Below are 23,828 nucleotides of genomic sequence, written 5' to 3' on the forward strand. Positions count from 1 at the left end.
GTAAAACTTGGAGTATTGGCTTATTTTTTATATATTCTTAAATTCTGGATGATTAAATTCCTTCTTAACAAGAATCAAACAAATTGTAAAGGATAATACATCTGCGATTGGTCCAGCGTAAAGAACTCCATTGAATCCAAATATCATAGGTAAGAAGATGATAAGTGGTGCAAGGAAAAGTACCTGTCTTGTAAGTGACATGAAGATTCCTTTATATGGCTTTCCAATTGATGTAAAGAAGTTTGATGAAATAGGCTGTAAGAAGGCACTGCAAATTCCAAAGAGGAAAATTCTGAAGTACTTCTCACAGAACTGGAAGTATAACTCATCACCTGAACCGAAGATTGAAACAATCTGGCGTGGGAATAACTGGAAGCATGCCCAGCTTGTGAAGGTGATGCAGGCAGCCAATTTTAAAGCAAGTATAAGAGCATCTTTAACTCGCTTATACTGCTTTGCACCATAGTTAAAGCTGATGATTGGCTGTAAGCCCTGTGAAATACCAATAACAAAGGAGAAACAGATTCCGTTAACCTTTGAAATGATTCCTGCGCAAGTAATTGGAATATCTGAACCATAGATTGACTGTGCACCATAGTGACCCATTACATGGTTCATTGTAATCTGAACAAGCATCATAGCAATCTGATTGATAAATGGAGCAGTACCAAGTGAGGTGACAGCTGCAATCATTGCTGGGTTAGGAATGAAGTGTTCCTTGTGAAGCTTGACTGTCTTAAATTTTGTAAGGTAAACAAGCACCATGATACCGGAAATGCACTGTCCGATAATTGTGGCAACAGCAGCACCAGTCATACCCCATTTAAATACAGCTACAAAAAGGAAATCTAAAACGGTGTTGATGATGGCACCAGTCATGTTGATTGCCATTGTCATGTTTGGGCTACCGTCAGCTCTTACAATGTGAGCACCACCGGCAGATAATATGAATAGTGGGTATCCAATAGCACAGATTCTGGAATATTCCATAGCATATGGAAGAATGTTTTCAGTAGCACCACATCCTAAAAGAATTGGCTCAAGGAAAAGCTCTGTAATAATGGAAAGAGCAAGTCCACCAATAAGCATAAGTGAAACAGCATTTCCTATATAATAGCCAGCTTTCTCTGTCTCGCCACGACCCATTGCAAGGTTGAAGGTAGAAGCTGCACCGATACCACAGAGTAGAGCAATTGATACATTAAGTATTGAAAGTGGGAACTGGATGTTTGTAGCACCATTTCCGAGAGGTCCTACAAAGTTTCCGATGAAAAGCTGATCTACCATGTTGTAGAGTGAACCTACAAGCATGGCGATGATGCTAGGTATTGCAAATTTTCTAAGTAGTGTTCCAACTGGCTCTGTACCAAGTGGATTCATTGCTGTCGATTGATTCATAAAATTATTTTCCTTCTAAATAAATGATAGACATAATTATAGTATTTCTTCTATATAATATGTAATCATTTGTTGTTCCTATTTATTATTATTTTCTTACCCATCTACCGCTGGCTCCACATGGAAGTACAAGACCAGATTCAGTAACAGGAAGTCCAATCTCATCAGCAGTAACTTCTCCAGGATGATTCTTAAGAAGAGCAGTGCTAATCATGTAATTAAGAACTGCTGGCTGAAGACCAGTTGTGTATGAGTTAACGAGGAAGAAAAGAGCATCATCTGCAAGTATCTCTTCGCAAAGCTGGATGAATGGGAAGATATCATCTTCAATCTTCCAAACCTCATTCTTAGAACCTCTTCCATATGAAGGAGGATCCATAATGATACCGTCGTATTTATTTCCGCGACGAATCTCTCTCTCAACAAACTTACGGCAGTCGTCGACAAGCCATCTGATAGGTGCATCAGAAAGACCAGATGAAGCTGCATTTTCTTTTGCCCACTGAACCATACCCTTTGAAGCATCTACATGAGTAACCTGAGCGCCAGCTGCAGCAGCTGCAAGTGTGGCACCGCCTGTGTAGGCGAAGAGGTTAAGAACCTTAACTGGACGATTCTTCTCTTTTATTTCCTTATTTATAATAGAAGAAAACCAATCCCAGTTAACAGCCTGCTCTGGGAAAAGACCTGTGTGCTTAAAAGCGAAAGGCTTCAAATTAAATGTAAGCTTCTTATCGCAGATAGGGTAGCTGATAGTCCACTGCTCTGGAAGGTCAAAGAATTCCCACTCACCGCCGCCCTTGTTTGAACGATGATAATGAGCGTTTAGCTTCTTATAATAAGGAGAGCTTTTCTTTGTGTTCCAGATAACCTGTGGATCTGGACGAAGAAGAACGTAGTCTCCCCAGCGCTCAAGCTTCTCGCCAGAGCTACAATCTATTATTTCGTAATCTTTCCAATTATTTGCTGGTTGCATTTTTATACCTGTTCTTTCTATATATAATATGTAGTCTTGACATAACTAGTTGCCTTGACTATTATACTTAAAGATTGTCAATGTTCAATGACTTCTAGTTCAAAAAATTCAATTTAACCACTAGATTTAGTAGTTCTTAAAATTGTACTTAATAAAATACAATTATTTTTATCTTTTTCTTGCATATATCCCTGTTCGCGTGTATATTATAACTTGCTGTGACATGATAGCTATGAAGCGTGAGGTTGCAACCTAGTTACTCAGGTTGGTTTTCCGTGGAGCGAATGTCAAGTTAGGAAACTGACGACAAGTCACTGTACAACAGAAAACCGTCCGCATTCGCGGAGACGACGTGTGAGAACTTGGTTCGAACTTTGAGTTTTAAACCATGATACACACGGGTAAGTGTACAGTCGCCACTTGTTCGATTTTTCAGAAGTCAGAAAAAACGAAAAAGGAGGAGACTTTTTTTATGGCAAATCAAGTTATGAGAATCACACTCAAGGCTTATGATCATGAGTTAGTAGATTCATCTGCCAAGAAAATCATCGAGACTGTTAAGAAGAACGGAGCACAGGTTAGTGGTCCAGTACCTCTTCCAACAAAGAAGGAAGTTGTTACAATTCTTAGAGCTGTACATAAGTACAAGGACTCTCGTGAGCAGTTCGAGCAGAGAACTCATAAGAGATTGATTGATGTCATCGACCCAACACAGAAGACTGTTGAGGCACTTTCTAAGTTGGAGATGCCAGCAGGTGTTGAGATCAGCATCAAGAACAAGTAATTGAGTTCAACCAATTTTAGTTAACATCCAAGATGGTTTTATATAGAAGCAACTCAGAATTCTTATCTGGTTCCACTTATATGATACTGTTCTAGGATGAACGGTTCCGCTACCCCGATAAATAAGTTGGGCAAGAAGCGTTCCGCTGTAGAAAATGGAGGTAAGAAAAATGAAGAAAGCTATTTTAGCTACAAAGGTCGGAATGACTCAGGTCTTCAATGAAGGCGGCGAGCTTATTCCTGTAACTGTACTTTCTGCTGGTCCATGTGTTGTTACACAGATCAAGACAGTAGAGAACGACGGTTACGATGCAGTTCAGGTTGGCTTTGTTGACAAGAAGGTTAAGCTTGTTAATAAGGATGCTAACGGACGCAAAGAAATCATTCATCGCAATGGCGTAAACAAGCCAGAGAAGGGTCACTTCGATAAGGCTGGTGTTGAGCCAAAGAGATTTGTTAGAGAGTTCAGATTTGATAATTGTGCAGATTACGCACTCGCTCAGGAAATCAAGGCTGATATCTTTGAGGCTGGCGACAAGGTTGACGCTACAGCAACATCAAAGGGCAAGGGATTCCAGGGTGCTATCAAGAGATTAGGTCAGCACAGAGGACCTATGGCTCATGGTTCTAAGTTCCACAGACACCAGGGTTCAAACGGTGCATGTTCATCACCTAGCCGTGTATTCAAGGGCAAGGGTATGCCTGGTCAGATGGGCGGAACAAGAGTTACAATCCAGAATCTTGAGATTGTACGTGTTGACGTTGAAAACAATCTGCTTTTAGTAAAGGGTGCTGTTCCAGGACCAAAGAAGTCTCTTGTAACAATCAAAGAGTCAGTTAAAGCAGGAAAGTAATCTTACGATAGGAAAGGAGGAACTTAGCAATGGCTAAAGTATCCGTATTTAATATGGAAGGCAAAGAAGTTGGCAGCATGGATCTTAACGATAGCATCTTCGCAGTTGAGATCAATGAGCACTTAGTGCACATGGCAGTTGTCCAGCAGCTTGCAAATAACCGTCAGGGAACACAGAAGGCTAAGACTCGTTCTGAGGTTTCTGGTGGTGGTAGAAAACCTTGGAGACAGAAGGGAACAGGTCATGCAAGACAGGGTTCTACAAGATCTCCACAGTGGACAGGTGGTGGCGTAGTATTCGCACCAACTCCAAGAGATTATTCATTCAAGCTTAACAAGAAGGAGAAGAGAGCAGCTCTTAAGTCTGCACTTACTTCAGTTGTTAACGAGAACAAGTTCATCGTTGTTGACGAGCTTAAGCTTGATTCTATTAAGACAAAGGATTTCGCAAAGGTTCTTACAAACCTTAACGTTGAGAAGGCTCTCGTAGTTCTTGATACAAACGATCAGAACGTAGTTATGTCTGCAAAGAACATTCCTACAGTTAAGACAGCTCTTACAAACACAATCAACGTATATGACATCCTTAAGTACAACACAGTAGTAGTAACAAAGGCTGCTGTTGATCAGATTCAGGAGGTGTATGCATAATGGCAAACGTACAGTACTATGACGTAATCCTTAAGCCTGTAATCACAGAGAAGTCTATGAACGCAATGGCTGAGAAGAAGTATACATTCCTTGTTCATCCAGAAGCTAACAAGACTATGATTAAGGAAGCTGTTGAGAAGATGTTCGACGGAGTAAAGGTTGCATCAGTTAACACAATGAACGCTGATGGCAAGACAAAGAGACGTGGAATGACATACGGAAAGACAGCAAAGACAAAGAAGGCTATCGTACAGCTTACAGCTGATAGCAAAGATATTGAGATTTTCTCAGGTCTTTAAGATTTAGGTCTTTTATAGACAAGAGTTAATTAATTTTATGTGCAGTCGAGCACGACAATAAACGAGTTTTTGAAAGGAGAATCAAAATGGGAATTAAGACATATAACCCATATACACCTTCGAGAAGAAATATGACTGGTTCAGATTTCTCAGAGATCACAAAGAACTCTCCAGAGAAGTCACTTACTGTTTCACTTAAGAAGCACGCTGGTCGTAACAATCAGGGTAAGATTACCGTAAGACACCACGGTGGCGGTAATAGACAGAAATATAGACTTATCGATTTCAAGAGAAATAAGGATGGAATTCCTGCAAAGGTTATCGGTATCGAGTACGATCCAAACAGAACAGCTAACATCGCTCTTATCTGCTATGCAGACGGCGAGAAGGCTTACATCCTTGCTCCAGCTGGTCTTACAGACGGCATGACAGTTATGAACGGTGCTGACGCTGAAGTTAGAGTTGGTAACTGCTTACCACTTGAGAAGATTCCAGTTGGTACTCTTATTCACAATATTGAGCTTTATCCAGGTCGTGGCGGACAGCTCGTTCGTTCAGCTGGTAACTCAGCTCAGCTCATGGCTAAGGAAGGAAAGTATGCAACTCTTCGTCTTCCTTCAGGCGAAATGAGAATGGTACCTCTTAACTGCCGCGCATCTATCGGTGTAATCGGTAACGGTGATCACAACCTTGTTAAGATCGGTAAAGCTGGTCGTAAGAGACACATGGGTATCAGACCTACAGTTCGTGGTTCTGTTATGAACCCTAATGACCATCCACACGGTGGTGGTGAGGGCCGCGCTCCTATCGGACGTCCAGGTCCATGCACACCTTGGGGCAAGCCAGCTCTTGGTCTCAAGACAAGAAAGAAGCACAAGCAGTCTAACAAGCTCATCGTAAGAAGACGCGATGGTAGAGCAATCAAATAAGGAGGATACACATGGCACGTTCATTAAAAAAAGGACCATTTGCTGATGCAAGCTTATTAAAGAAGGTTGACGCTATGAACGCAAACGGCGACAAGTCAGTTATCAAGACATGGTCACGTCGTTCTACAATCTTCCCACAGATGGTTGGACATACAATTGCAGTACATGACGGAAGAAAGCATGTTCCAGTATATGTTACAGAAGACATGGTTGGACACAAGCTTGGTGAGTTCGTTGCTACTAGAACCTACAGAGGTCACGGTAAGGACGAGAAGAAGTCAAAGGTACGCTAATTAGAGGAAAGGAGTTTTAATCATGGCTAAGGGACATAGATCTCAAATTAAACGTGAGAGAAACGATGTAAAGGATACAAGACCTTCAGCAAAGTTATCTTATGCTAGAATGTCAGTTCAGAAGGCTTGTTTCGTACTTGATGCCATTCGTGGTAAGGATGTTGATACAGCTCTTGCTATCGTAATGTACAATCCAAGATACGCTTCAAGTGTTATAGAGAAATTACTTAAGTCTGCTATTGCAAACGCTGAGAACAATAACGGCTTAGATCGTAAGGACCTTGTAGTAGCTGAGTGCTATGCAAACAAGGGACCTACAATGAAGAGAATTAGACCAAGAGCACAGGGTAGAGCTTACAGAATCGAGAAGAGAATGAGCCACCTTACAATCGTGCTTGATCAGAAAAATTAAGGAGGCAAAACATGGGACAGAAAGTTAATCCTCATGGCTTAAGAGTCGGTGTTATTAAGGACTGGGATTCTAAGTGGTATGCTGAGGGCGAGAACTTCTCAGACTACTTAGTTGAAGACTATAATATCAGAAAATTTCTTAAGAAGAAGCTTTACGCTGCAGGCGTTTCAAAGATTGAAATCGAGCGTGCTGCTGGTAGAGTAAAGGTTACTGTTTACACAGCAAAGCCAGGCGTTGTTATCGGTAAGGGCGGCGCTGAGATCGACAAGATTAAGAGTGAGCTCCAGAAGCAGACAAGCGATAAGCTTGTAGTTGATATCAAGGAGATCAAGAGACCAGATCGCGATGCACAGCTCGTTGCAGAGAACATCGCTGGTCAGCTTGAGAACCGTGTATCATTCCGTAGAGCTATGAAGTCTTGCATGGGTCGCGCTATGAAGACAGGTATCAAGGGTATCAAGACAAGCTGTTCAGGACGTCTTGGTGGTGCTGATATGGCTCGTTCAGAGTCTTACAATGAAGGTACTATTCCACTTCAGACACTTCGTGCTGATATTGATTATGGATTCGCTGAGGCTGACACTACTTATGGTAAGGTTGGTGTAAAGGTATGGATCTATAAGGGTGAAGTACTTCCAAAGAAGAAGAATGTGGAAGGAGGAGCCGAATAATATGTTAATGCCAAAGAGAGCGAAGCATAGAAAGCAGTTCCGTGGAAACATGGCTGGAAAAGCTTCAAGAGGAAATAAGATTGCATACGGTGAGTATGGTATCGTTGCAATGGAGCCAGCTTGGATCAAGTCTAACCAGATCGAGGCAGCTCGTATCGCTATGACACGTTACATTAAGCGTGGTGGTAAGGTTTGGATTAAGATTTTCCCAGACAAGCCAGTTACAGCTAAGCCTGCTGAAACTCGAATGGGTTCAGGAAAGGGTACACTTGAATATTGGGTAGCTGTTGTTAAGCCGGGCCGTGTATTATTCGAGATCTCAGGAGTATCTGAGGAAGTTGCTAGAGAAGCACTTCGTCTCGCTACACATAAACTTCCTTGCAAGTGCAAGATAGTTTCCCGTGAGGATTTAGAAGGCGGTGAAGCATAATGAAGAATACAAAGTACGTAGAAGATTTAAAGAACACTTCAGTAGCAGAGCTTAATGCTCAGCTCGTAGAAGCTAAGAAAGAACTTTTCAACTTAAGATTCCAGAATGCTACAAACCAGTTAGATAACACAGCAAGAATTCGCGAAGTTCGTCGTAACATCGCTCGTATTCAGACTGTTATCACAGAAGCTGAGAAGAACGCATAATTAGTTTAGAATCTTAATTATTTGAAAGGAGATCAAAAACGTGGAAAGAAACTTAAGAAAAACACGTACAGGTGTTGTTGTAAGCGACAAGATGGATAAGACAATCGTTGTTGCAATCCGTGACAATGTAAAGCATCCACTTTACAACAAGATCGTTAAGAAGACATATAAGCTTAAGGCACACGATGAGAACGGCGATGCTCACATCGGTGATACAGTAAAGGTTATGGAGACAAGACCACTCTCTAAGGATAAGAGATGGAGACTCGTTGAAGTAATCGAGAGAGCAAAATAATTAAAGGAGGCTACTATAATGGTACAACAGGAAAGTAGATTAAAGGTAGCTGATAATACAGGTGCCAAGGAAATCCTTGTTATCCGTGTTATGGGTGGATCTACAAGAAGATATGCCAACATTGGCGACGTAATTACTGCTACCGTTAAAGATGCAACACCAGGTGGCGTTGTTAAGAAGGGTGACGTTGTTAAGGCAGTAGTTGTTCGTTCAGTAAAGGGTGCCCGTCGTAAAGATGGTTCTTATATCAAGTTTGATGAAAATGCTGCAGTCATCATCAAAGATGACAAGACTCCAAGAGGAACTCGTATTTTTGGACCTGTAGCTAGAGAGCTTCGTGAGAAGCAGTTCATGAAGATTGTTTCTCTCGCTCCAGAAGTATTGTAGGAGGAAGAACGAATGGCAACAATGAAAATTAAAAAGGGCGATACAGTTCGTGTCATCGCAGGTGGCGATGTAAACAACGAAGGTAAGGTTATCGCAGTAGATAAGAAGAATAACACCGTTACAGTTGAAGGTGTTAACATGGTTAAGCGTCATGTTAAGCCTAGCATGGCTAACCAGGCAGGCGGTATCATCGAGCAGGAAGCTCCTATCGATGCTTCAAATGTTATGTTACTTCATAACGGTCAGCCTACACGCGTTGGCTTCAAGATGGACGGAGATAAGAAAGTCCGTTTCGCTAAGAAGACTGGCGAAGTGATTGACTAATTGAAGAAAGGAGAACAGTTCGTTGAGTAGATTAAAAGATCAGTATCTTAATGAGATCGTACCAGCAATGGTAGAGAAGTTTGGATACAAGAATATTATGGAAGTTCCTAAGATCGAAAAGATCGTTGTCAACATGGGTGTTGGCGAAGCAAAGGACAACGCAAAGCTTCTTGAGTCTGCAGTTAATGATATGGAAAAGATTACAGGCCAGAAAGCTGTTACAACAAAGGCTAAGAATTCTGTTGCTAACTTCAAGATTCGTGAAGGTATGGCAATCGGATGTAAGACTACACTTCGTGGAGAGAAGATGTATGAGTTCGCAGATCGTCTCATCAATCTTGCACTCCCACGTGTACGTGACTTTAGAGGTGTAAATCCTAATTCCTTCGATGGTAGAGGTAACTATGCACTTGGTATCAAGGAGCAGATTATCTTCCCAGAGATCGAGTACGATAAGATCGACAAGACTCGTGGTATGGATATCATCTTCGTAACTACAGCTAAGACAGATGAAGAGGCAAGAGAATTACTTCGTTTATTCAACATGCCTTTCGCTAAGGAAGCATAGGAGGAAAGTTATGGCAAAGAAGTCAATGAAAGTAAAGCAGCAGCGCGCAGCTAAGTTCTCTACACAGGAATATAGCCGCTGCAAAATCTGCGGTCGTCCACATGCATACCTTAGAAAGTATGGTATTTGTAGAGTATGTTTCCGTGAGTTAGCTTACAAGGGTCAGATCCCAGGCGTTAAGAAAGCTTCATGGTAAGATAACGAGCACAGATTGAAAATTAGGAGGAAATTGCATCATGAATATGAGTGATCCAATAGCAGATATGCTTACAAGAATCCGTAATGCAAATACTGCAAAACATGATACAGTAGATATTCCTGCATCAAAGATGAAGCTTGCAATTGCAGACATTCTTGTAGATGAAGGATTTATCACAAAGTACGACATCGTTGATAATGGTAACTTCAAGGATATCCGTGTTACATTAAAGTACGGTGCAAACAAGAACGAGAAGATCATTTCTGGTATTAAGAGAATCTCTAAGCCAGGTCTTCGTATTTACGCTGGTAAGGACGATATCCCATACGTTTTAGGTGGTCTTGGTATCGCTATCCTTTCAACAAACAAGGGCATCATCACAGATAAGGAAGCTCGTAAGCTTCAGGTTGGTGGCGAAGTTCTTGCATACGTTTGGTAATCAATTCCAAACAATAAGTAACTAATTACCAAAAAGTATAACCCGGTTACAGAAGCCGGACATACAGTGCATTAAGAGGGGACCCATTTATGGGGAGATTTCTTATTGCTAACACATATTTAAGGAGGTACGGGCATGTCACGTATAGGAAGAATGCCAATCGCAGTTCCAGCTGGTGTTACAGTTGAGATTGCAGAAAATAATCATGTGACTGTAAAAGGTCCTAAGGGTACTCTTGAGAGAACACTTCCATCAGAGATGGATATTAAGCTTGAGGGTGCAGAAGTTGTTGTTACTAGACCTAATGATTTAAAGAAGATGAAGTCTTTACATGGTCTTACAAGAACACTTATCAACAACATGGTTGTTGGTGTTACTGATGGCTATGAGAAGACTCTTGAGGTTAACGGTGTAGGTTACAGAGCATCAAAGGCTGGTAAGAAGCTTACTCTTAACCTTGGTTACTCACACCCAGTTGAGATGGAAGATCCAGAGGGTATCGAGTCAACTGTTGACGGAAATAAAATTATCATCAAGGGTATCGACAAGGAAAAGGTTGGTCAGTACGCTGCCAACATCAGAGATAAGAGAAGACCTGAGCCATACAAGGGTAAGGGTATTAAGTACTCTGATGAAGTTATTAGACGTAAAGTCGGTAAGACCGGTAAGAAATAGTAAAGGAGTGAATGTAAAATGGTAAGTAAGAAATCTAGATCAGTAGTTCGCCAGACAAAGCATAGAAGACTTCGTAACACTCTAGCCGGTACTGCAGAAAGACCACGTTTAGCAGTGTTCAGAAGCAACAATCACATGTATGTTCAGGTTATCGATGATACATGTGGAAATACACTCGTTTCAGCATCTACTCTTGACGCAGACGTTAAGGCAGATCTTGCAAAGACAAATAACGTAGAAGCTGCTTCAAAGCTTGGTACAGTTATTGCAAAGAAGGCACAGGAAAAGGGAATCAAGGAAGTCGTATTCGACAGAGGTGGTTACATTTATGCCGGCAAGGTTGCAGCTCTTGCAGACGCAGCTAGAGAAGCTGGATTAGAATTCTAGGAGGAGAACACATGAAACGTGAAATCATTGACGCTAGCCAGTTAGAGTTAACTGAGCAGGTTGTAGAAATTAAGCGTGTAACAAAGGTTGTTAAGGGTGGACGTAACATGCGTTTCACAGCTCTTGTTGTAGTAGGCGATAAGAACGGACACGTTGGCGCTGGACTTGGCAAGGCAGCTGAAATTCCTGAAGCTATCCGCAAGGGTAAGGAAGATGCAATGAAGAAGCTCATCACAGTTAAGCTTGATGACAACCACAGTATTACACATGACATTCAGGGTAAGCACACAGGTGCTTCTGTCCTTCTTAAGAAGGCTCCAGAAGGTACTGGTATCATCGCTGGTGGTCCAGCACGTGCCGTATGTGAGCTTGCAGGTATCGGAAACATCCGTACAAAGTCACTTGGATCATCAAATAAGCAGAACGTTGTTCTTGCTACTATCGAAGGACTTAGACTTCTTAAGTCACCTGAGGAAGTAGCTAAGGCTCGTGGCAAGAAGGTTGAAGACATTCTTGCTTAAGGAGGAAAGTTAAAATGGCAGAGAAGAAGTTAAGAGTAACACTCGTAAAGTCTACAATCGGTGCTGTTCCAAAGAACAAGAAGACTGTAGAAGCACTTGGCCTTAGAAAGGTCAATAAGACTGTTGAGCTTCCTGACAACGACAGCGTTCGCGGAATGCTTAGAATGGTCAATCACTTAGTAAAAGTTGAAGAAATTTAATAGAAGGAGGTGCCATAATGGATTTATCTAACTTACAGCCAGCAGAAGGCTCAAAGCATAGCGATAATTTCAGAAGAGGCCGTGGACACGGTTCAGGAAATGGCAAGACTGCTGGTAAGGGTCATAAGGGACAGAAGGCTCGTTCTGGCGGAAGCATTAGACTTGGATTCGAAGGTGGACAGATGCCTTTATACAGACGTCTTCCTAAGCGTGGTTTCAAGAACAGAAATACAAAGGAAATCGTTGGTATCAATGTTTCTTATTTAGAGAGATTTGATAATGGTGCTACTGTAACTGTTGAGACACTTATCGAGAGCGGTATCATTAAGAACCCTCGCGATGGCGTTAAAATCCTTGGTGGCGGCGAGCTTACAAAGAAGCTCAACGTTAAGGCTAACGGATTTAGCGCAAGTGCAAAGGAAAAGATTGAAGCTTTAGGCGGAACTGTAGAGGTGATCTAATATGCTTCAAACACTACGCGATGCTTTTAAAATTAAAGATTTAAGAAGACGAATTGGTTTTACATTTTTAATGCTTATTGTTGTTAGGCTTGGAAGCTTGCTTCCAGTGCCTGGCATCAACGGCAGTGCCTTTAGCAGTCTCTTCGCGGATAGTGACAGTGCATTGAATTTCTTCGATTCAATCACTGGTGGTTCTTTTTCAGCAATGTCAGTATTTGCACTGAACATTACACCATACATTACCTCTTCAATTATTATGCAGTTGCTTACAATTGCATTTCCTAAATTAGAAGAGATGCAGCGAGATGGTGAAGCTGGTCGAAAGAAGATGACTCAGATTACACGTTATCTTACAATCGGCTTAGCACTGGGGGAATCTATTGCTATGGCAATTGGTTTTGGAAGAAGCGGATACCTTGTAGCTTATAATCCATTATATGTTATTTTAGTTGTAGCTTCTCTTACAGCAGGTTCTGCAGTCCTTATGTGGATTGGTGAGAGAATTACAGAAAGAGGAATCGGAAATGGTATTTCAATAGTTCTTACTATTAACATTATCAGCCGTATCCCATCTGATTTAACAAAGCTTTATGAGCAGTTCATGAAGGGTAAGACAGTACCAAAGGCAACTCTTGCTGGAATTATTATTGCAGCAATCATCGTTGCACTTGTAGTATTTGTTGTTATTTTACAGAGCGCAGAAAGACGTATCCCAGTACAGTATTCCAATAAAATTCAGGGTAGAAGACAGGTTGGCGGAAATTCATCTGTAATTCCTATGAAGGTTAATACAGCAGGTGTTATCCCAGTTATCTTCGCACAGTCCCTGTTACAGACTCCAATAATGCTTGTTCAGCTTTTCGATAAGAACGGCGTTCAGGGATTCTGGGGTAAAGTATTAAATGCTATGAATCAGTCTAACTGGTTTAACCCAGGAAATTGGGTAAATACAATTGGTGCAGTTGTTTATGTACTTCTCATCATTGGATTTGCTTATTTCTACACAGAGATTACATTCAATCCACTTGAGATTGCTGAGAATCTTAAGCGTTCAGGCGGATTTATCCCTGGTATTAGACCAGGAAAGCCAACTTCAGATTACTTAACAAGCATTCTGAAGCACATCATTTTCATTGGTGCTATTGGCCTTTCAATCGTAGCTATCCTACCACTCATCTTTAATGGTTTACTTGGCGCTAGCGTTTCATTTGGTGGAACATCAATCATCATTATTGTTGGTGTTATCGTTGAGACACTTAAGCAGGTTGAATCACAGATGATGGTTCGTAATTACAAAGGATTTTTAAATGACTAATCGTCATTAAGATACCGAGGGAGATACGTGATTTTCACGTATCTCTTAAGGTGTTTTTAAGAGAAAAATTTATATGACAATCTACTATGCAGGAGGTTTTTATAAAAATGAAGATTATTATGTTAGGTGCACCTGGTGCAGGCAAAGGAACACAGGCAAAGCAGATTGCCTCTAAGTATTCTATTCCTCACATTTCGACAGGTGATATATTCCGTGCTAACATTAAAAACGGTACAGAACTTGGCAAGAAGGCAAAGGAATACATGGATCAGGGTTTGCTTGTTCCAGATGAACTTACATGTGATCTTGTTATGGACCGTATTGCACAGGATGATGCAAAAAATGGATTTGTATTAGATGGATTCCCAAGAACAATTCCTCAGGCAGAGGCTCTTGACGCAGCTCTTACAAAGATTGGCCAGTCAATGGACTTCGCAATCGATGTAGACGTTCCAGATGAGAACATCATCAACAGAATGTCAGGGCGTAGAGCTTGCCTTAACTGTGGTGCTACATATCACATCGTTTCTATTCCACCTAAGAAGGAAGGAATTTGCGATACTTGTGGTAACGAGCTTGTACTTAGAGAAGATGACAAGCCTGAAACAGTTAAGAAGAGACTTGATGTATATCATGATCAGACACAGCCACTTATTGATTACTATAATGGTAAGGGTATTCTTAAGTCTGTTGATGGTACACAGCCAATGGAAAAAGTTTTTGAGGATATCACAGCTATTTTAGGAGCTTAAGATGTCGGAAGTTATAACTATTAAAACTGAAGAAGAAATTCAATTAATGAGAGAAGCTGGAAAGATTCTTGCTCAGGTTCATGAGACTCTTGCAAAAGAGATTCATGAAGGTATGTCTACTTTAGATGTAGATAGACTGGGTGAGGAAGTCATTAGAAGTTATGGCTGCGAGCCAAACTTCAAGGGCTTATATGGCTATCCAGGAAGCGTTTGTGTTTCTGTTAATGATGAAGTGGTTCATGGCATACCAACAGCAGATCACATTTTAGTAAATGGTGATATTGTTAGTTTGGACACAGGAGTTTTGTATAAAGGCTATCACTCAGATGCAGCTCGTACAGTTGGTGTCGGAGAGATTAGCGAAGAAGCAAGACTTCTTATAGAAAGAACACGACAGTCTTTCTTTCAGGGAATGAAATTTGCTACAGCTGGAAATCATCTTTATGATATTTCCGGAGCGATTGGCGATTATGCCGAGAGCTTTGGATATGGAGTTGTCAGAGATTTGGTTGGCCATGGTATTGGTCGTTCCTTACATGAGGCTCCAGAGATTCCAAACTTCCGTCGTAGATTTAGAAAAGGACCTAAGCTTTTAAAGGGTATGACTCTTGCAGTTGAACCAATGATTAATGCAGGTGGTCCTGATGTAGCTTGGATGGATGATGAGTGGACAGTTGTTACAATGGATGAGTCTTTATCAGCTCATTATGAAAATACAATTGTTATAACAGATGGAGCTCCAGAGATTCTTACACTTACTCCAACAGAGCTTTCAAATCCGGAGGGAAATAAATGGATTTAATGCTTGCAACATCAAAGGCAGGTCATGATAGAAATCAGGTGTTTGTTATTATTGAAGAAACAGATGATTTTTACTTGATTGCAAATGGTACAACAAAGCCAATTGCAAAGCCTAAGAAAAAGAAAAAGATTCATTTACAACTTATAAAAAATATTCCATCAGAAGTGTTGGATGAAATCCAGGATAAAGAAGCGCTGGATGATATAACTATTAAAAGAATTCTTAAGGTTTATAATAGGAGGAACCAAGATGTCTAAGGCAGATGTTATTGAAGTAGAGGGAGTTGTTGTTGAAAAACTTCCAAACGCTATGTTTAAGGTAGAGCTTGAGAATGGTCACCAGATTCTTGCTCACATCAGTGGTAAGTTAAGACAGAATTACATTCGTATCTTACCAGGTGATAAGGTTACAATCGAAATGAGTCCATACGATCTTTCAAAAGGAAGAATTATTTGGAGAGATAAGTAACAAATAGTTATTGAAAAAAGTTATTGACATACTGACAAACGGTCGCTATACTATTAAGCGGACGTTTTTAGAATGTTCAAATAAAAGTTGACCACAACCTTTGAAAAAAGGGCATGGAAAGGAGGAAAATCGTGAAAGTAAGATCTTCTGTAAAGCCTATGTGCGAGAAGTGCAAGGTCATCAAAAGAAAGGGTAGCATTCGCATCATTTGTGAAAACCCAAAGCATAAGCAGCGTCAGGGTTAATTCCTGATTAGTTTATGTAATGCATTTATTATGTGCGGCTGCAGCCTAAAGAGTATCTAATTTAGGCTGTTCATAATAAAACGGCCCATCATACCGGGGCCACTTTGGACAAGATATGGGATATGCACACATTTCAGGCCGATTTTTCGGAGCTGCATTATTTTATATCGCTTATTAATTGTAGAAATATTTATGGAGGTGTAAACACACATGGCTCGTATTGCAGGTGTAGATTTACCAAGAGACAAGAGAATTGAAATTGGTTTAACTTACATTTACGGAATTGGTAGAGTAAGCTCAAACAAAGTTCTTGAGGCAGCTGGCGTAGATCCTAACACACGTGTTAAGGATTTAACTGATGAAGAAGTTAAGAAGATCAGCACAGTTATCGATGAGACATTAACTGTAGAAGGTGATCTTAGAAGAGAAGTTGCCCTTGATATCAAGAGACTTCAGGAAATCGGATGCTATAGAGGAATCCGTCATAGAAAGGGTCTTCCTGTTCGTGGACAGAAGACTAAGACAAACGCTCGTACTCGTAAGGGCCCAAAGCGTACAGTAGCAAATAAGAAGAAGTAATTATTTTAATAGAAAGAAAGTAGGTTAGTTTAATTATGGCTAAAGTTGCAAAGAAGACAACAAAAAAGCGTGTAAAGAAAAACGTTGAACACGGACAGGTACATGTTCAGGCATCTTTCAATAACACTATCGTTACTATTACAGATGCTCAGGGTAATGCTCTTTCATGGGCAAGTGCTGGTGGTCTAGGATTTAGAGGTTCAAGAAAATCTACTCCATATGCTGCACAGATGGCAGCAGAGACAGCAGTTAAGGCTGCATTAGTTCACGGTTTAAAGAGTGTAGATGTATTCGTTAAGGGACCAGGTTCAGGACGTGAAGCTGCAATCAGAGCAATCGATGCAAATGGCGTTCAGGTTCTTACAATCAAGGATGTTACTCCAGTTCCACACAACGGATGTCGTCCACCAAAGCGTAGAAGAGTCTAATTAGGAGGAAAATCTAATGGCAGTTAATAAGACACCAGTTCTTAAAAGATGTAGATCTCTTGATTTAGATCCTACATTTTTAGGATATGATAAAAAGTCACGTAGACAGAAGAATAGAGGAAGAGGTAAGAAGTCTGAGTACGCTCTTCAGCTTCAGGAGAAGCAGAAGGCTAAGTTCATCTATGGCGTACTTGAGAAGCCTTTCCGTAATTATTATGAGAAGGCAGACCGTCAGAAGGGCATGACAGGTGAGAACCTTATGACAATGCTTGAGAGCCGTCTTGATAACGTAGTATTCCGTATGGGATTCGCACGTACAAGAAAGGAAGCTCGTCAGGTTGTTGATCACAAGATGTTCCTTGTAAACGGAAAGCCAGTTAACATCCCTTCATACCTTGTAAAGGCTGGAGATGTTATCGAAGTTCGCGAGAAGTCAAAGAGCATTCAGAGATTCAAGGATATCACTGAGGTAACAGCTGGTAGAACAGTTCCAGAGTGGGTTGACGTTGACGCTGAGAACCTTAAGGGTACAGTTAAGGAGCTTCCTAACAGAGAGCAGATCGATGTTCCTGTAGACGAGATGCTTATCGTCGAGTTATATTCAAAATAATAAATTTTAGTAAATTATTACAAAAAGCACTTATACAAGCTTGCTTGTATAAGTGCGATTTGTTAAAATTTTTCTATACGGCATAAGCAGATTCAGAATATTTTTAAAATATTCTGTTTTTTAGAGTCTAGCAAACTATATTAAGGAGGCAATGTAGTGTTAAATTTTGAAAACCCAAATATTGAAATCGCTGAGATTTCTGAGGACAAAAAATACGGCAGATTCGTTGTAGAGCCTCTTGAGAGAGGTTATGGTATAACACTTGGCAATTCTCTTCGTAGAATTATGCTTTCATCTCTGCCAGGAGCTGCAGTTAGCCAGATTAAGATTGAGGGCGTTCTTCATGAGTTTAGTGCCATCCCAGGCGTTAAGGAAGACGTTACAGAAATCGTTATGAATATCAAGGAGCTTGCTATTAGAAATAATAGTAGTTCAGATGAGCCAAAGACAGCATATATCGAGTTCGAGGGAGAAGGAGTAGTAACAGCTGCTGATATCCAGGTTGACTCTGATATCGAGATTATTAACCCTGATCTTGTAATTGCTCACCTTAATGGTGGCAATGATTGCAAGCTTTATATGGAGCTTACAATTACAAAGAACCGTGGTTATATTTCAGCAGATAAGAACAAGACTCCAGATACTCCAATCGGCAAGATTGCAGTTGACTCAATTTACACACCAGTAGAGCGTGTAAATATGACAGTTGAAGACACTCGTGTAGGCCAGGTTACAGATTATGACAAGCTTACACTTGATGTATACACAAATGGTACTATGGGTCCTGATGAGGCCGTATCTATGGCTGCAAAGGTACTCAGTGAGCACCTTAACTTATTCGTTAATCTTTCAGAGGCTGCTCAGGATCTCAGTGTTATCGCTGACAAGCCTGATGATACAACAGGTAAGACTCTTGAGATGAGCATTGATGAACTTGAGCTTTCAGTTCGTTCATACAACTGCTTAAAGAGAGCTGGTATCAACACAGTAGCAGAGCTTTGCGACAAGTCACCTGATGATATGATGAAGGTACGTAACCTTGGTCGCAAGTCTATGGAAGAAGTAGAGCAGAAGCTTAGCGAGCTTGGTCTTTCACTTAGATTAATTGAAGACTAATTCGCTTAGTGATATTTAAGTAACAGGAAATAATACGTGAAATATAAGACCGATGAGCATTTTCGCGCATGCCTTTCCATTAATCGAGTTACGGGGTAAGACCGATGAGCACCTGTGACGCCAGTTTTAAGGAGAAAAGAAATGGCAAAGTACAGAAAGTTAAGCAGAACATCTTCACAGAGAAAAGCACTTTTAAGAAATCAGGTAACTGAGCTTCTTTATCACGGAAAGATCGTTACAACTGAGGCTAAGGCTAAGGAAGTAAAGAAGATTGCAGAGCACATCATTACACTTGGTATCAAGGAAAAGGATAACTTCGAAGAGGTTACAGTTCAGGCTAAGGTGGCTCGCAAGGATAAAGATGGTAAGAGAGTAAAGGAAGTTGTTGATGGCAAGAAGGTTACTGTATACGATACAGTAGACAAGAAGATCAAGAAGGATTCAGCTTCAAGACTTCACGCTCGTCGTCAGATGATGCAGGTTCTTTACACTCCAACAGCTAAGGGTGCTAAGAAGTCAGAGTCACACAAGGTTGACATGGCTAACTTCGTATTCGATGAGATCGCTCCAAAGTACGTTGATCGTAAGGGTGGTTACACACGTATCGTTAAGATCGGACCACGTAAGGGCGATGCAGCTATGGAAGTTGTTCTTGAGTTAGTATAATTTGAGACTTTCATTAATCCCAGAACAGATATTGTTCTGGGATTTTTTTGCACATTTTTTAGGAAAAATTCATATCAAATAAAAATTAGATATTGTATTATGAAGGCATAAACAATTAAATGGAGCAAAACACATATAGTCTTCAAAATTTAATTAATCTATAGATAAAAGAGGGAATGCTATGGCAGCTGATTCTACAAAAAAGTTAACTGAGGGAAATCCATTAACTCTTATATTGGGATTTTCTATCCCTATGTTGGCAGGTTTATTATTTCAACAAATGTATAGCTTGGTTGACACAATCATTGTTGGACAGACCTTAGGCGATAGCGCACTGGCTGCTGTTGGTTCCACTGGCTCTATCAATTTTCTTATAAATGGATTCTGCATAGGTGTATGTTCAGGTTTTGCTATTCCAGTTGCACAGCGCTTTGGAGCAGAGTCTTATGATTCTATGAGAAAGTTTGTAGGTAATTCTATAATTCTTTCAGTAATATTTTCTCTTATGCTCACCATAATTGTCTCAATCTTTTGTTATCAAATATTAGCGATAATGCAGACTCCTGATGACATTATCGATTTAGCGTATTCATATATTTCAATAATATTCTTTGGTATTCCAGTAACTTTTCTTTACAATTTAACAGCAGGTATAATGCGCTCATTAGGAGATAGTAAGACACCTACATATTTCCTTATTATGGCGGCAGGCATCAATATCGTACTTGATATTGCCTTTATTTTAGGCCTTAAAATGAATGTGGAAGGTCCAGCCTTGGCTACAGTTATATCACAGCTTATTGCAGGTCTAAGCTGTCTTATCTATATGAGAAAGAAGTTCCCTATTTTAAAGATGGCTAAAACTGATATGGTGCTTGGCAAGCATCATACTCAGGTTTTAATTTCCATGGGAATTCCCTTTGGACTTCAATATTCCATTACAGCCATTGGATCTGTAATTCTTCAGACAGCTGTTAACGGACTTGGCACAATTGCTGTAGCATCCATGACAGCAGGTGTAAAAGTATCTATGTTTGTAGTATGTCCGTTTGATGCTTTAGGCGGTACTATGGCCACATATGCAGGTCAGAACGTAGGCGCAAAGAATATACAACGTGTAAAAAGGGGTGTTTGGACAGCACAGCTTCTTGGAACAATATATGCTGTTATTATATTCGTGATTTTATTCTTCTCAGGAAGATATATCCTTAGATTATTTACGGCAACAGATATAGTAATTGAGCAGGCAATGATGTTCCTGTTAGCAAATGCCATTACCTACACTTTACTAGCCGCAGTTAATATATTTAGATTTGCAATTCAAGGTATGGGATTCTCCACCTTTGCTATATATTCTGGAGTAATGGAAATGATTGCAAGAATTCTAGTAGCCTTTACTTTCGTGCCAATGATAGGTTATGCAGGTGCAATATGGGCCAGCCCTATTGCATGGCTATTTGCAGATATCTTTCTTATCCCAGGATTCTACTGGTGCTGTAAAAAGCTTGATAAGATGTATTAAATACAGAAATAATTTTCCTCCAAAAGCCTTAATTTGACTAATTGACTTTAGCCGTTAAAAGTGCTAAAGTGTACACATTGAATACTAAGGAGGAGAAAAATATGAAGAAGATTGTTAGTCTGATTGCAGTAATGACAATGACACTTTCTTTGGTGGCCTGTGGAACTGATTCTGCTGCTCAGAAAGAAGCTGAGAGCGCATCAGCAGAAGCTGCTACAGAGGCAGCAGCTGATTCGACAGTCGATTCAAAGACTTATAATGTAGGGGTTATTCAGCTTGTTCAGCATCCAGCTTTAGATGCAGCTACTCAGGGCTTCCAGGATGCTTTAGTTGAGAAGTTAGGTGACAAGGTAACAGTCACAATCGAGAACGCATCAGGTGATAACGCTACATGCGCTACAATTGCCAATACCTTTGTATCTGATAATGTAGATTTGATAATGGCAAATGCTACACCAGCGTTACAGGCTGCAGCTACAGCTACAAATTCTATTCCAATCGTAGCCACATCTATCACAGATTATGCTTCAGCACTTGATATCGAGAATTGGAGCGGCGCTACTGGAGTAAACGTAACAGGTACATCTGATCTTGCACCGCTTGATGGCCAGGCAGAGATGTTAAATGCACTTTTCCCAGACGCAAAAGAAGTTGGTCTTATCTATTGCTCAGGTGAGAAAAACTCTTTATATCAGGCAAAGGAAATCACAAAGTACTTAGAGGAGTACGGTTACAACGTAACAGATTACACATTTGCAGATTCTGCAGATGTTGCAACAGTAGTTCAGTCAGCATGTGGCTCAAGCGACGTTTTATATGTGCCAACAGACAATGTAGCAGCAAACGCAGCTGAGACAATTAATAATGTAGCATTAACAGCAGGCGTTCCTATCATCGCAGGTGAGGAGGGAATCTGTAAAGGCTGTGGTATTGCAACACTTTCGATTTCATATTATGACATCGGGTATAATGCAGGTCTCATGGCTTACGAGATTTTAGCAAACGGAAAAGATCCAGCCACATATGATATTGAGTATGCTACAGAGTTTACAAAGGAATATAACAAGAATATCGCTGATAAGCTTGGTATCGAAATTCCAGATGACTATGTAGAAATTGAAATGGAATAAAGAGAAGTATTAAAAATATAAAATTTATTAATACGGGCAAGGCCAGAAGTTTTGGCCTTGCTCTTTGGAGTTTAAAATGGGAATTGAAACATTAATAGCAGGAATGCCAGGTACCGTAGCTCAGGGTATCATCTATGGAATTATGGCACTTGGTATCTTCATCACATTCAAATTATTAAATTTTGCGGATTTGTCAGTGGATGGCTCATTTGCAACGGGCGGCGCAGTAGCTGCTATGGTAATTCTTTCAGGTCACTCATGGGTACTTGCACTTGTGCTTGCCTTTATCGCAGGCGCAGCAGCAGGTCTTATCACCGGAGTGCTTCATACAGTACTTGGAATACCGGATATTTTGGCGGGAATATTAACACAGCTTGCATTGTATTCTATCAATCTTCGCATAGCTAACAATCAGCCTAACACTCCTATTTCTGTAGATAAATATAATTTAGCAGTATCACTTCGATACAAGACAGACGCGCTTATTACAGTAATTGTAATGGCTGCCTTTATCATTGCTCTCATGTACTGGTTCTTCGGTACAGAGATGGGTTCAGCTCTTCGAGCAACAGGAACAAATCCAGCCATGGCAAAGGCGCAGGGAATTAATGTTAATGTAATGAAAGCATTGGGACTTATCATTTCAAATGCATTAGTTGCATTCGCTGGAGCGCTTTTTGCACAGTTTAACGGAAATGCTGACGTAAACATGGGACGTGGTGCTATCGTTATCGGACTTGCATCAATCATCATTGGTGACGTTTTGTGTACAGCGCTGTTTAGAAAGAAGTCTAATTTTGCACTGACACTTGCATTCGTTATTGTTGGTGGAATTCTCTACTATTTATTTATTGCAATTGTACTTTGGCTCAAGATGCCAGCGAACGATATGAAGCTCTTTACAGCAATTATCGTTGCGGTATTCCTTGCAGTACCATATTTAAAAAATAAGGCGAACAGCTCATTCAGAAAGGCTGCCAGAAGAGGAGGTAAAGGAAATGCTTAATGCTTTTAACTTACAAAAGACCTTCAATCCTGGCACTATAAATGAAAAGATAGCATTGGCTGGTGCCACACTTAATCTTGAGGAGGGAGAGTTCTGTACTGTAATCGGTGGTAATGGTGCAGGAAAATCTACATTCCTTAATGCAGTTGCAGGCGTTTGGCCTGTAGATGGCGGAAGCATCACTATTGATGGAATTGATGTTACAGGACTTCCAGAACATAAGCGTGCAAAATATCTTGGAAGAGTTTTCCAGGATCCAATGACAGGAACTGCAGCCAACATGCAGATTGACGAGAATATGGCTCTTGCAGCCCGCCGTGGAAAAGGCAGAGGCCTTGGCTGGGGCGTTACACGTGCAGAGCGTGCTCGTTATCATGAAATGCTTAAGGAATTAGACTTAGGCCTTGAGGATAGACTTACAGCAAAGGTAGGACTTCTTTCAGGCGGACAGCGTCAGGCTCTTACACTCTTGATGGCTACACTTCAAAAGCCAAAGGTGCTACTTCTTGATGAGCACACCGCAGCTCTTGATCCAAAAACTGCATCAAAGGTTCTTGAAATCACTGATATGCTTATTAAAGAGCATGGCCTTACAGCAATGATGGTCACACACAACATGCGTGATGCTATTAATTACGGAAATCGACTTATCATGATGAATGAAGGTCGAGTAATCCTCAACATCAGCGGTGAGGAAAAGAAGAACCTTACAATTGAAGATCTTCTTCATAAATTTGAAGAAGTATCAGGTACAGAGTTTACTAATGATACAGAAATCCTTTCGAAATAAGATAATAAGATTTAGAGACCTCCAGTTTATGTCTAAACTGGG

General features: G+C 40.6%; 38 protein-coding genes. 36 read left to right on the forward strand and 2 right to left on the reverse strand.

Features of this window, described 5'->3' with window-relative positions:
• Positions 1-27: 27 nt before the first annotated feature.
• Positions 28-1,398, reverse strand: a complete 1,371-nt coding sequence (locus BLP54_RS09685; protein ID WP_090169211.1) for an MATE family efflux transporter — start codon at positions 1,396-1,398, stop codon at positions 28-30.
• An 88-nt stretch (positions 1,399-1,486) separates the two neighbouring features.
• Entirely contained in the window at positions 1,487-2,374 is an 888-nt protein-coding gene (locus tag BLP54_RS09690) for a class I SAM-dependent methyltransferase (RefSeq protein WP_090169214.1), read from the reverse strand.
• 472 nt (positions 2,375-2,846) lie between these two features.
• On the opposite strand from BLP54_RS09690, the gene rpsJ reads away from it, so the two are divergent.
• The 36 genes from rpsJ to BLP54_RS09870 all read left to right on the forward strand — a co-directional run bounded on the left by rpsJ (position 2,847) and on the right by BLP54_RS09870 (position 23,786).
• The gene (rpsJ, locus tag BLP54_RS09695) at positions 2,847-3,158 is read left to right on the forward strand and encodes a 30S ribosomal protein S10 (RefSeq protein WP_015548360.1); all 312 of its coding nucleotides are present in this window, start codon (positions 2,847-2,849) and stop codon (positions 3,156-3,158) included.
• A 169-nt stretch (positions 3,159-3,327) separates the two neighbouring features.
• Positions 3,328-4,011, forward strand: a complete 684-nt coding sequence (rplC, locus tag BLP54_RS09700) for a 50S ribosomal protein L3 (protein ID WP_015548359.1) — start codon at positions 3,328-3,330, stop codon at positions 4,009-4,011.
• 29 nt (positions 4,012-4,040) lie between these two features.
• A complete protein-coding gene (gene rplD / locus BLP54_RS09705; protein ID WP_015548358.1) occupies positions 4,041-4,661 on the forward strand; it encodes a 50S ribosomal protein L4 in 621 nt (206 codons plus the stop codon).
• Positions 4,661-4,960, forward strand: a complete 300-nt coding sequence (gene rplW / locus BLP54_RS09710; protein WP_028248325.1) for a 50S ribosomal protein L23 — start codon at positions 4,661-4,663, stop codon at positions 4,958-4,960. Before rplD ends, rplW begins: the two co-directional genes overlap by 1 nt.
• Before the next feature lie 86 nt (positions 4,961-5,046).
• Positions 5,047-5,889 (forward strand): 50S ribosomal protein L2, encoded by an 843-nt coding sequence (gene rplB / locus BLP54_RS09715; RefSeq protein WP_015548356.1) that lies wholly within the window; start codon positions 5,047-5,049, stop codon positions 5,887-5,889.
• A gap of 11 nt (positions 5,890-5,900) precedes the next feature.
• Positions 5,901-6,182, forward strand: a complete 282-nt coding sequence (gene rpsS / locus BLP54_RS09720) for a 30S ribosomal protein S19 (protein ID WP_028242197.1) — start codon at positions 5,901-5,903, stop codon at positions 6,180-6,182.
• 22 nt (positions 6,183-6,204) lie between these two features.
• Entirely contained in the window at positions 6,205-6,594 is a 390-nt protein-coding gene (gene rplV / locus BLP54_RS09725) for a 50S ribosomal protein L22 (protein ID WP_015548354.1), read from the forward strand.
• Between the two features lie 11 nt (positions 6,595-6,605).
• The gene (rpsC, locus tag BLP54_RS09730; RefSeq protein WP_072914965.1) at positions 6,606-7,265 is read left to right on the forward strand and encodes a 30S ribosomal protein S3; all 660 of its coding nucleotides are present in this window, start codon (positions 6,606-6,608) and stop codon (positions 7,263-7,265) included.
• Position 7,266: 1 nt separating this feature from the next.
• Positions 7,267-7,695 carry a 50S ribosomal protein L16 gene (gene rplP / locus BLP54_RS09735; RefSeq protein ID WP_015548352.1) on the forward strand — a complete coding sequence of 143 codons (429 nt, stop codon included), beginning with the start codon at positions 7,267-7,269 and terminating at the stop codon, positions 7,693-7,695.
• Positions 7,695-7,901, forward strand: a complete 207-nt coding sequence (gene rpmC, locus BLP54_RS09740) for a 50S ribosomal protein L29 (protein ID WP_015548351.1) — start codon at positions 7,695-7,697, stop codon at positions 7,899-7,901. Before rplP ends, rpmC begins: the two co-directional genes overlap by 1 nt.
• Before the next feature lie 40 nt (positions 7,902-7,941).
• On the forward strand, positions 7,942-8,196 hold the full coding sequence (gene rpsQ, locus BLP54_RS09745) for a 30S ribosomal protein S17 (RefSeq protein WP_028234423.1): 255 nt from the start codon (positions 7,942-7,944) through the stop codon (positions 8,194-8,196).
• Between the two features lie 18 nt (positions 8,197-8,214).
• Positions 8,215-8,583 (forward strand): 50S ribosomal protein L14, encoded by a 369-nt coding sequence (gene rplN, locus BLP54_RS09750; protein ID WP_015548350.1) that lies wholly within the window; start codon positions 8,215-8,217, stop codon positions 8,581-8,583.
• A gap of 12 nt (positions 8,584-8,595) precedes the next feature.
• Positions 8,596-8,907, forward strand: a complete 312-nt coding sequence (gene rplX / locus BLP54_RS09755) for a 50S ribosomal protein L24 (RefSeq protein WP_015548349.1) — start codon at positions 8,596-8,598, stop codon at positions 8,905-8,907.
• A 22-nt stretch (positions 8,908-8,929) separates the two neighbouring features.
• On the forward strand, positions 8,930-9,475 hold the full coding sequence (gene rplE, locus BLP54_RS09760; RefSeq protein WP_028234422.1) for a 50S ribosomal protein L5: 546 nt from the start codon (positions 8,930-8,932) through the stop codon (positions 9,473-9,475).
• 10 nt (positions 9,476-9,485) lie between these two features.
• Positions 9,486-9,671 (forward strand): type Z 30S ribosomal protein S14, encoded by a 186-nt coding sequence (locus tag BLP54_RS09765; RefSeq protein WP_015548348.1) that lies wholly within the window; start codon positions 9,486-9,488, stop codon positions 9,669-9,671.
• 40 nt (positions 9,672-9,711) lie between these two features.
• Positions 9,712-10,113 (forward strand): 30S ribosomal protein S8, encoded by a 402-nt coding sequence (gene rpsH / locus BLP54_RS09770; protein ID WP_015548347.1) that lies wholly within the window; start codon positions 9,712-9,714, stop codon positions 10,111-10,113.
• A 135-nt stretch (positions 10,114-10,248) separates the two neighbouring features.
• Positions 10,249-10,788 (forward strand): 50S ribosomal protein L6, encoded by a 540-nt coding sequence (gene rplF / locus BLP54_RS09775; RefSeq protein WP_015548346.1) that lies wholly within the window; start codon positions 10,249-10,251, stop codon positions 10,786-10,788.
• Positions 10,789-10,806: 18 nt separating this feature from the next.
• Positions 10,807-11,175, forward strand: coding sequence for a 50S ribosomal protein L18 (gene rplR, locus BLP54_RS09780; RefSeq protein WP_015548345.1), 369 nt, complete (start codon positions 10,807-10,809; stop codon positions 11,173-11,175).
• 11 nt (positions 11,176-11,186) lie between these two features.
• Positions 11,187-11,696 carry a 30S ribosomal protein S5 gene (gene rpsE / locus BLP54_RS09785; protein WP_090169217.1) on the forward strand — a complete coding sequence of 170 codons (510 nt, stop codon included), beginning with the start codon at positions 11,187-11,189 and terminating at the stop codon, positions 11,694-11,696.
• A 14-nt stretch (positions 11,697-11,710) separates the two neighbouring features.
• Positions 11,711-11,896, forward strand: a complete 186-nt coding sequence (rpmD, locus tag BLP54_RS09790) for a 50S ribosomal protein L30 (RefSeq protein WP_015548343.1) — start codon at positions 11,711-11,713, stop codon at positions 11,894-11,896.
• Positions 11,897-11,913: 17 nt separating this feature from the next.
• The gene (gene rplO, locus BLP54_RS09795) at positions 11,914-12,357 is read left to right on the forward strand and encodes a 50S ribosomal protein L15 (RefSeq protein WP_090169219.1); all 444 of its coding nucleotides are present in this window, start codon (positions 11,914-11,916) and stop codon (positions 12,355-12,357) included.
• A 1-nt stretch (position 12,358) separates the two neighbouring features.
• Positions 12,359-13,672 (forward strand): preprotein translocase subunit SecY, encoded by a 1,314-nt coding sequence (secY, locus tag BLP54_RS09800; RefSeq protein ID WP_090169221.1) that lies wholly within the window; start codon positions 12,359-12,361, stop codon positions 13,670-13,672.
• A gap of 107 nt (positions 13,673-13,779) precedes the next feature.
• Complete coding sequence (locus BLP54_RS09805; RefSeq protein WP_090169224.1) at positions 13,780-14,424, forward strand: adenylate kinase; 645 nt, start codon at positions 13,780-13,782, stop codon at positions 14,422-14,424.
• Between the two features lies 1 nt (position 14,425).
• A complete protein-coding gene (gene map, locus BLP54_RS09810; RefSeq protein ID WP_090169227.1) occupies positions 14,426-15,226 on the forward strand; it encodes a type I methionyl aminopeptidase in 801 nt (266 codons plus the stop codon).
• Positions 15,217-15,483 carry a KOW domain-containing RNA-binding protein gene (locus tag BLP54_RS09815; RefSeq protein ID WP_090169229.1) on the forward strand — a complete coding sequence of 89 codons (267 nt, stop codon included), beginning with the start codon at positions 15,217-15,219 and terminating at the stop codon, positions 15,481-15,483. The genes map and BLP54_RS09815 overlap by 10 nt, the downstream gene beginning before the upstream one ends.
• Positions 15,476-15,694 (forward strand): translation initiation factor IF-1, encoded by a 219-nt coding sequence (gene infA, locus BLP54_RS09820; RefSeq protein WP_015548337.1) that lies wholly within the window; start codon positions 15,476-15,478, stop codon positions 15,692-15,694. Before BLP54_RS09815 ends, infA begins: the two co-directional genes overlap by 8 nt.
• 131 nt (positions 15,695-15,825) lie before the next feature.
• Positions 15,826-15,939 carry a 50S ribosomal protein L36 gene (gene rpmJ, locus BLP54_RS09825; RefSeq protein WP_004604068.1) on the forward strand — a complete coding sequence of 38 codons (114 nt, stop codon included), beginning with the start codon at positions 15,826-15,828 and terminating at the stop codon, positions 15,937-15,939.
• 210 nt (positions 15,940-16,149) lie between these two features.
• Entirely contained in the window at positions 16,150-16,518 is a 369-nt protein-coding gene (gene rpsM / locus BLP54_RS09830; RefSeq protein WP_028234412.1) for a 30S ribosomal protein S13, read from the forward strand.
• 35 nt (positions 16,519-16,553) lie between these two features.
• Positions 16,554-16,946 (forward strand): 30S ribosomal protein S11, encoded by a 393-nt coding sequence (gene rpsK, locus BLP54_RS09835; RefSeq protein WP_015548335.1) that lies wholly within the window; start codon positions 16,554-16,556, stop codon positions 16,944-16,946.
• A gap of 16 nt (positions 16,947-16,962) precedes the next feature.
• Complete coding sequence (gene rpsD, locus BLP54_RS09840; protein ID WP_028248319.1) at positions 16,963-17,556, forward strand: 30S ribosomal protein S4; 594 nt, start codon at positions 16,963-16,965, stop codon at positions 17,554-17,556.
• Positions 17,557-17,712: 156 nt separating this feature from the next.
• Positions 17,713-18,672: a DNA-directed RNA polymerase subunit alpha gene (locus BLP54_RS09845; protein WP_072914929.1), complete on the forward strand. Its 960-nt coding sequence runs from the start codon at positions 17,713-17,715 to the stop codon at positions 18,670-18,672.
• 141 nt (positions 18,673-18,813) lie between these two features.
• Entirely contained in the window at positions 18,814-19,338 is a 525-nt protein-coding gene (locus BLP54_RS09850) for a bL17 family ribosomal protein (protein ID WP_090169231.1), read from the forward strand.
• A gap of 181 nt (positions 19,339-19,519) precedes the next feature.
• Complete coding sequence (locus BLP54_RS09855; protein WP_090169232.1) at positions 19,520-20,860, forward strand: MATE family efflux transporter; 1,341 nt, start codon at positions 19,520-19,522, stop codon at positions 20,858-20,860.
• A 101-nt stretch (positions 20,861-20,961) separates the two neighbouring features.
• A complete protein-coding gene (locus BLP54_RS09860; protein WP_090169234.1) occupies positions 20,962-21,990 on the forward strand; it encodes an ABC transporter substrate-binding protein in 1,029 nt (342 codons plus the stop codon).
• A 76-nt stretch (positions 21,991-22,066) separates the two neighbouring features.
• Positions 22,067-22,996, forward strand: coding sequence for an ABC transporter permease (locus BLP54_RS09865; protein ID WP_090169236.1), 930 nt, complete (start codon positions 22,067-22,069; stop codon positions 22,994-22,996).
• Positions 22,989-23,786, forward strand: a complete 798-nt coding sequence (locus BLP54_RS09870; protein WP_090169238.1) for an ABC transporter ATP-binding protein — start codon at positions 22,989-22,991, stop codon at positions 23,784-23,786. The genes BLP54_RS09865 and BLP54_RS09870 overlap by 8 nt, the downstream gene beginning before the upstream one ends.
• Positions 23,787-23,828: the final 42 nt, after the last annotated feature.

This window comes from Pseudobutyrivibrio sp. 49 (assembly GCF_900100545.1).
In the GTDB taxonomy this organism is placed as follows: Bacteria; Bacillota; Clostridia; order Lachnospirales; family Lachnospiraceae; genus Pseudobutyrivibrio.

Bases quoted from the DNA above. Each gene is read 5' to 3' on its own strand.
- BLP54_RS09805 (WP_090169224.1), top strand. From the start codon at position 13,780: ATGAAGATTATTATGTTAGGTGCACCTGGTGCAGGCAAAGGAACACAG.
- rplD (WP_015548358.1), top strand. From the start codon at position 4,041: ATGGCTAAAGTATCCGTATTTAATATGGAAGGCAAAGAAGTTGGCAGC.
- rpsS (WP_028242197.1), top strand. From the start codon at position 5,901: ATGGCACGTTCATTAAAAAAAGGACCATTTGCTGATGCAAGCTTATTA.
- rpsJ (WP_015548360.1), top strand. From the start codon at position 2,847: ATGGCAAATCAAGTTATGAGAATCACACTCAAGGCTTATGATCATGAG.
- rpsC (WP_072914965.1), top strand. From the start codon at position 6,606: ATGGGACAGAAAGTTAATCCTCATGGCTTAAGAGTCGGTGTTATTAAG.
- BLP54_RS09765 (WP_015548348.1), top strand. From the start codon at position 9,486: ATGGCAAAGAAGTCAATGAAAGTAAAGCAGCAGCGCGCAGCTAAGTTC.
- BLP54_RS09865 (WP_090169236.1), top strand. From the start codon at position 22,067: ATGGGAATTGAAACATTAATAGCAGGAATGCCAGGTACCGTAGCTCAG.
- rpsE (WP_090169217.1), top strand. From the start codon at position 11,187: ATGAAACGTGAAATCATTGACGCTAGCCAGTTAGAGTTAACTGAGCAG.
- rpsH (WP_015548347.1), top strand. From the start codon at position 9,712: ATGAATATGAGTGATCCAATAGCAGATATGCTTACAAGAATCCGTAAT.
- rplP (WP_015548352.1), top strand. From the start codon at position 7,267: ATGTTAATGCCAAAGAGAGCGAAGCATAGAAAGCAGTTCCGTGGAAAC.
- rplX (WP_015548349.1), top strand. From the start codon at position 8,596: ATGGCAACAATGAAAATTAAAAAGGGCGATACAGTTCGTGTCATCGCA.
- rplO (WP_090169219.1), top strand. From the start codon at position 11,914: ATGGATTTATCTAACTTACAGCCAGCAGAAGGCTCAAAGCATAGCGAT.
- rplF (WP_015548346.1), top strand. From the start codon at position 10,249: ATGTCACGTATAGGAAGAATGCCAATCGCAGTTCCAGCTGGTGTTACA.
- rplC (WP_015548359.1), top strand. From the start codon at position 3,328: ATGAAGAAAGCTATTTTAGCTACAAAGGTCGGAATGACTCAGGTCTTC.
- BLP54_RS09685 (WP_090169211.1), bottom strand. From the start codon at position 1,398: ATGAATCAATCGACAGCAATGAATCCACTTGGTACAGAGCCAGTTGGA.
- rpmD (WP_015548343.1), top strand. From the start codon at position 11,711: ATGGCAGAGAAGAAGTTAAGAGTAACACTCGTAAAGTCTACAATCGGT.
- infA (WP_015548337.1), top strand. From the start codon at position 15,476: ATGTCTAAGGCAGATGTTATTGAAGTAGAGGGAGTTGTTGTTGAAAAA.
- BLP54_RS09870 (WP_090169238.1), top strand. From the start codon at position 22,989: ATGCTTAATGCTTTTAACTTACAAAAGACCTTCAATCCTGGCACTATA.
- BLP54_RS09850 (WP_090169231.1), top strand. From the start codon at position 18,814: ATGGCAAAGTACAGAAAGTTAAGCAGAACATCTTCACAGAGAAAAGCA.
- BLP54_RS09855 (WP_090169232.1), top strand. From the start codon at position 19,520: ATGGCAGCTGATTCTACAAAAAAGTTAACTGAGGGAAATCCATTAACT.
- BLP54_RS09690 (WP_090169214.1), bottom strand. From the start codon at position 2,374: ATGCAACCAGCAAATAATTGGAAAGATTACGAAATAATAGATTGTAGC.
- rplB (WP_015548356.1), top strand. From the start codon at position 5,047: ATGGGAATTAAGACATATAACCCATATACACCTTCGAGAAGAAATATG.
- rpsD (WP_028248319.1), top strand. From the start codon at position 16,963: ATGGCAGTTAATAAGACACCAGTTCTTAAAAGATGTAGATCTCTTGAT.
- rplV (WP_015548354.1), top strand. From the start codon at position 6,205: ATGGCTAAGGGACATAGATCTCAAATTAAACGTGAGAGAAACGATGTA.
- BLP54_RS09815 (WP_090169229.1), top strand. From the start codon at position 15,217: ATGGATTTAATGCTTGCAACATCAAAGGCAGGTCATGATAGAAATCAG.
- map (WP_090169227.1), top strand. From the start codon at position 14,426: ATGTCGGAAGTTATAACTATTAAAACTGAAGAAGAAATTCAATTAATG.
- secY (WP_090169221.1), top strand. From the start codon at position 12,359: ATGCTTCAAACACTACGCGATGCTTTTAAAATTAAAGATTTAAGAAGA.
- rplW (WP_028248325.1), top strand. From the start codon at position 4,661: ATGGCAAACGTACAGTACTATGACGTAATCCTTAAGCCTGTAATCACA.
- rpsK (WP_015548335.1), top strand. From the start codon at position 16,554: ATGGCTAAAGTTGCAAAGAAGACAACAAAAAAGCGTGTAAAGAAAAAC.
- rplN (WP_015548350.1), top strand. From the start codon at position 8,215: ATGGTACAACAGGAAAGTAGATTAAAGGTAGCTGATAATACAGGTGCC.
- rpsM (WP_028234412.1), top strand. From the start codon at position 16,150: ATGGCTCGTATTGCAGGTGTAGATTTACCAAGAGACAAGAGAATTGAA.
- BLP54_RS09860 (WP_090169234.1), top strand. From the start codon at position 20,962: ATGAAGAAGATTGTTAGTCTGATTGCAGTAATGACAATGACACTTTCT.
- rplR (WP_015548345.1), top strand. From the start codon at position 10,807: ATGGTAAGTAAGAAATCTAGATCAGTAGTTCGCCAGACAAAGCATAGA.
- rpmC (WP_015548351.1), top strand. From the start codon at position 7,695: ATGAAGAATACAAAGTACGTAGAAGATTTAAAGAACACTTCAGTAGCA.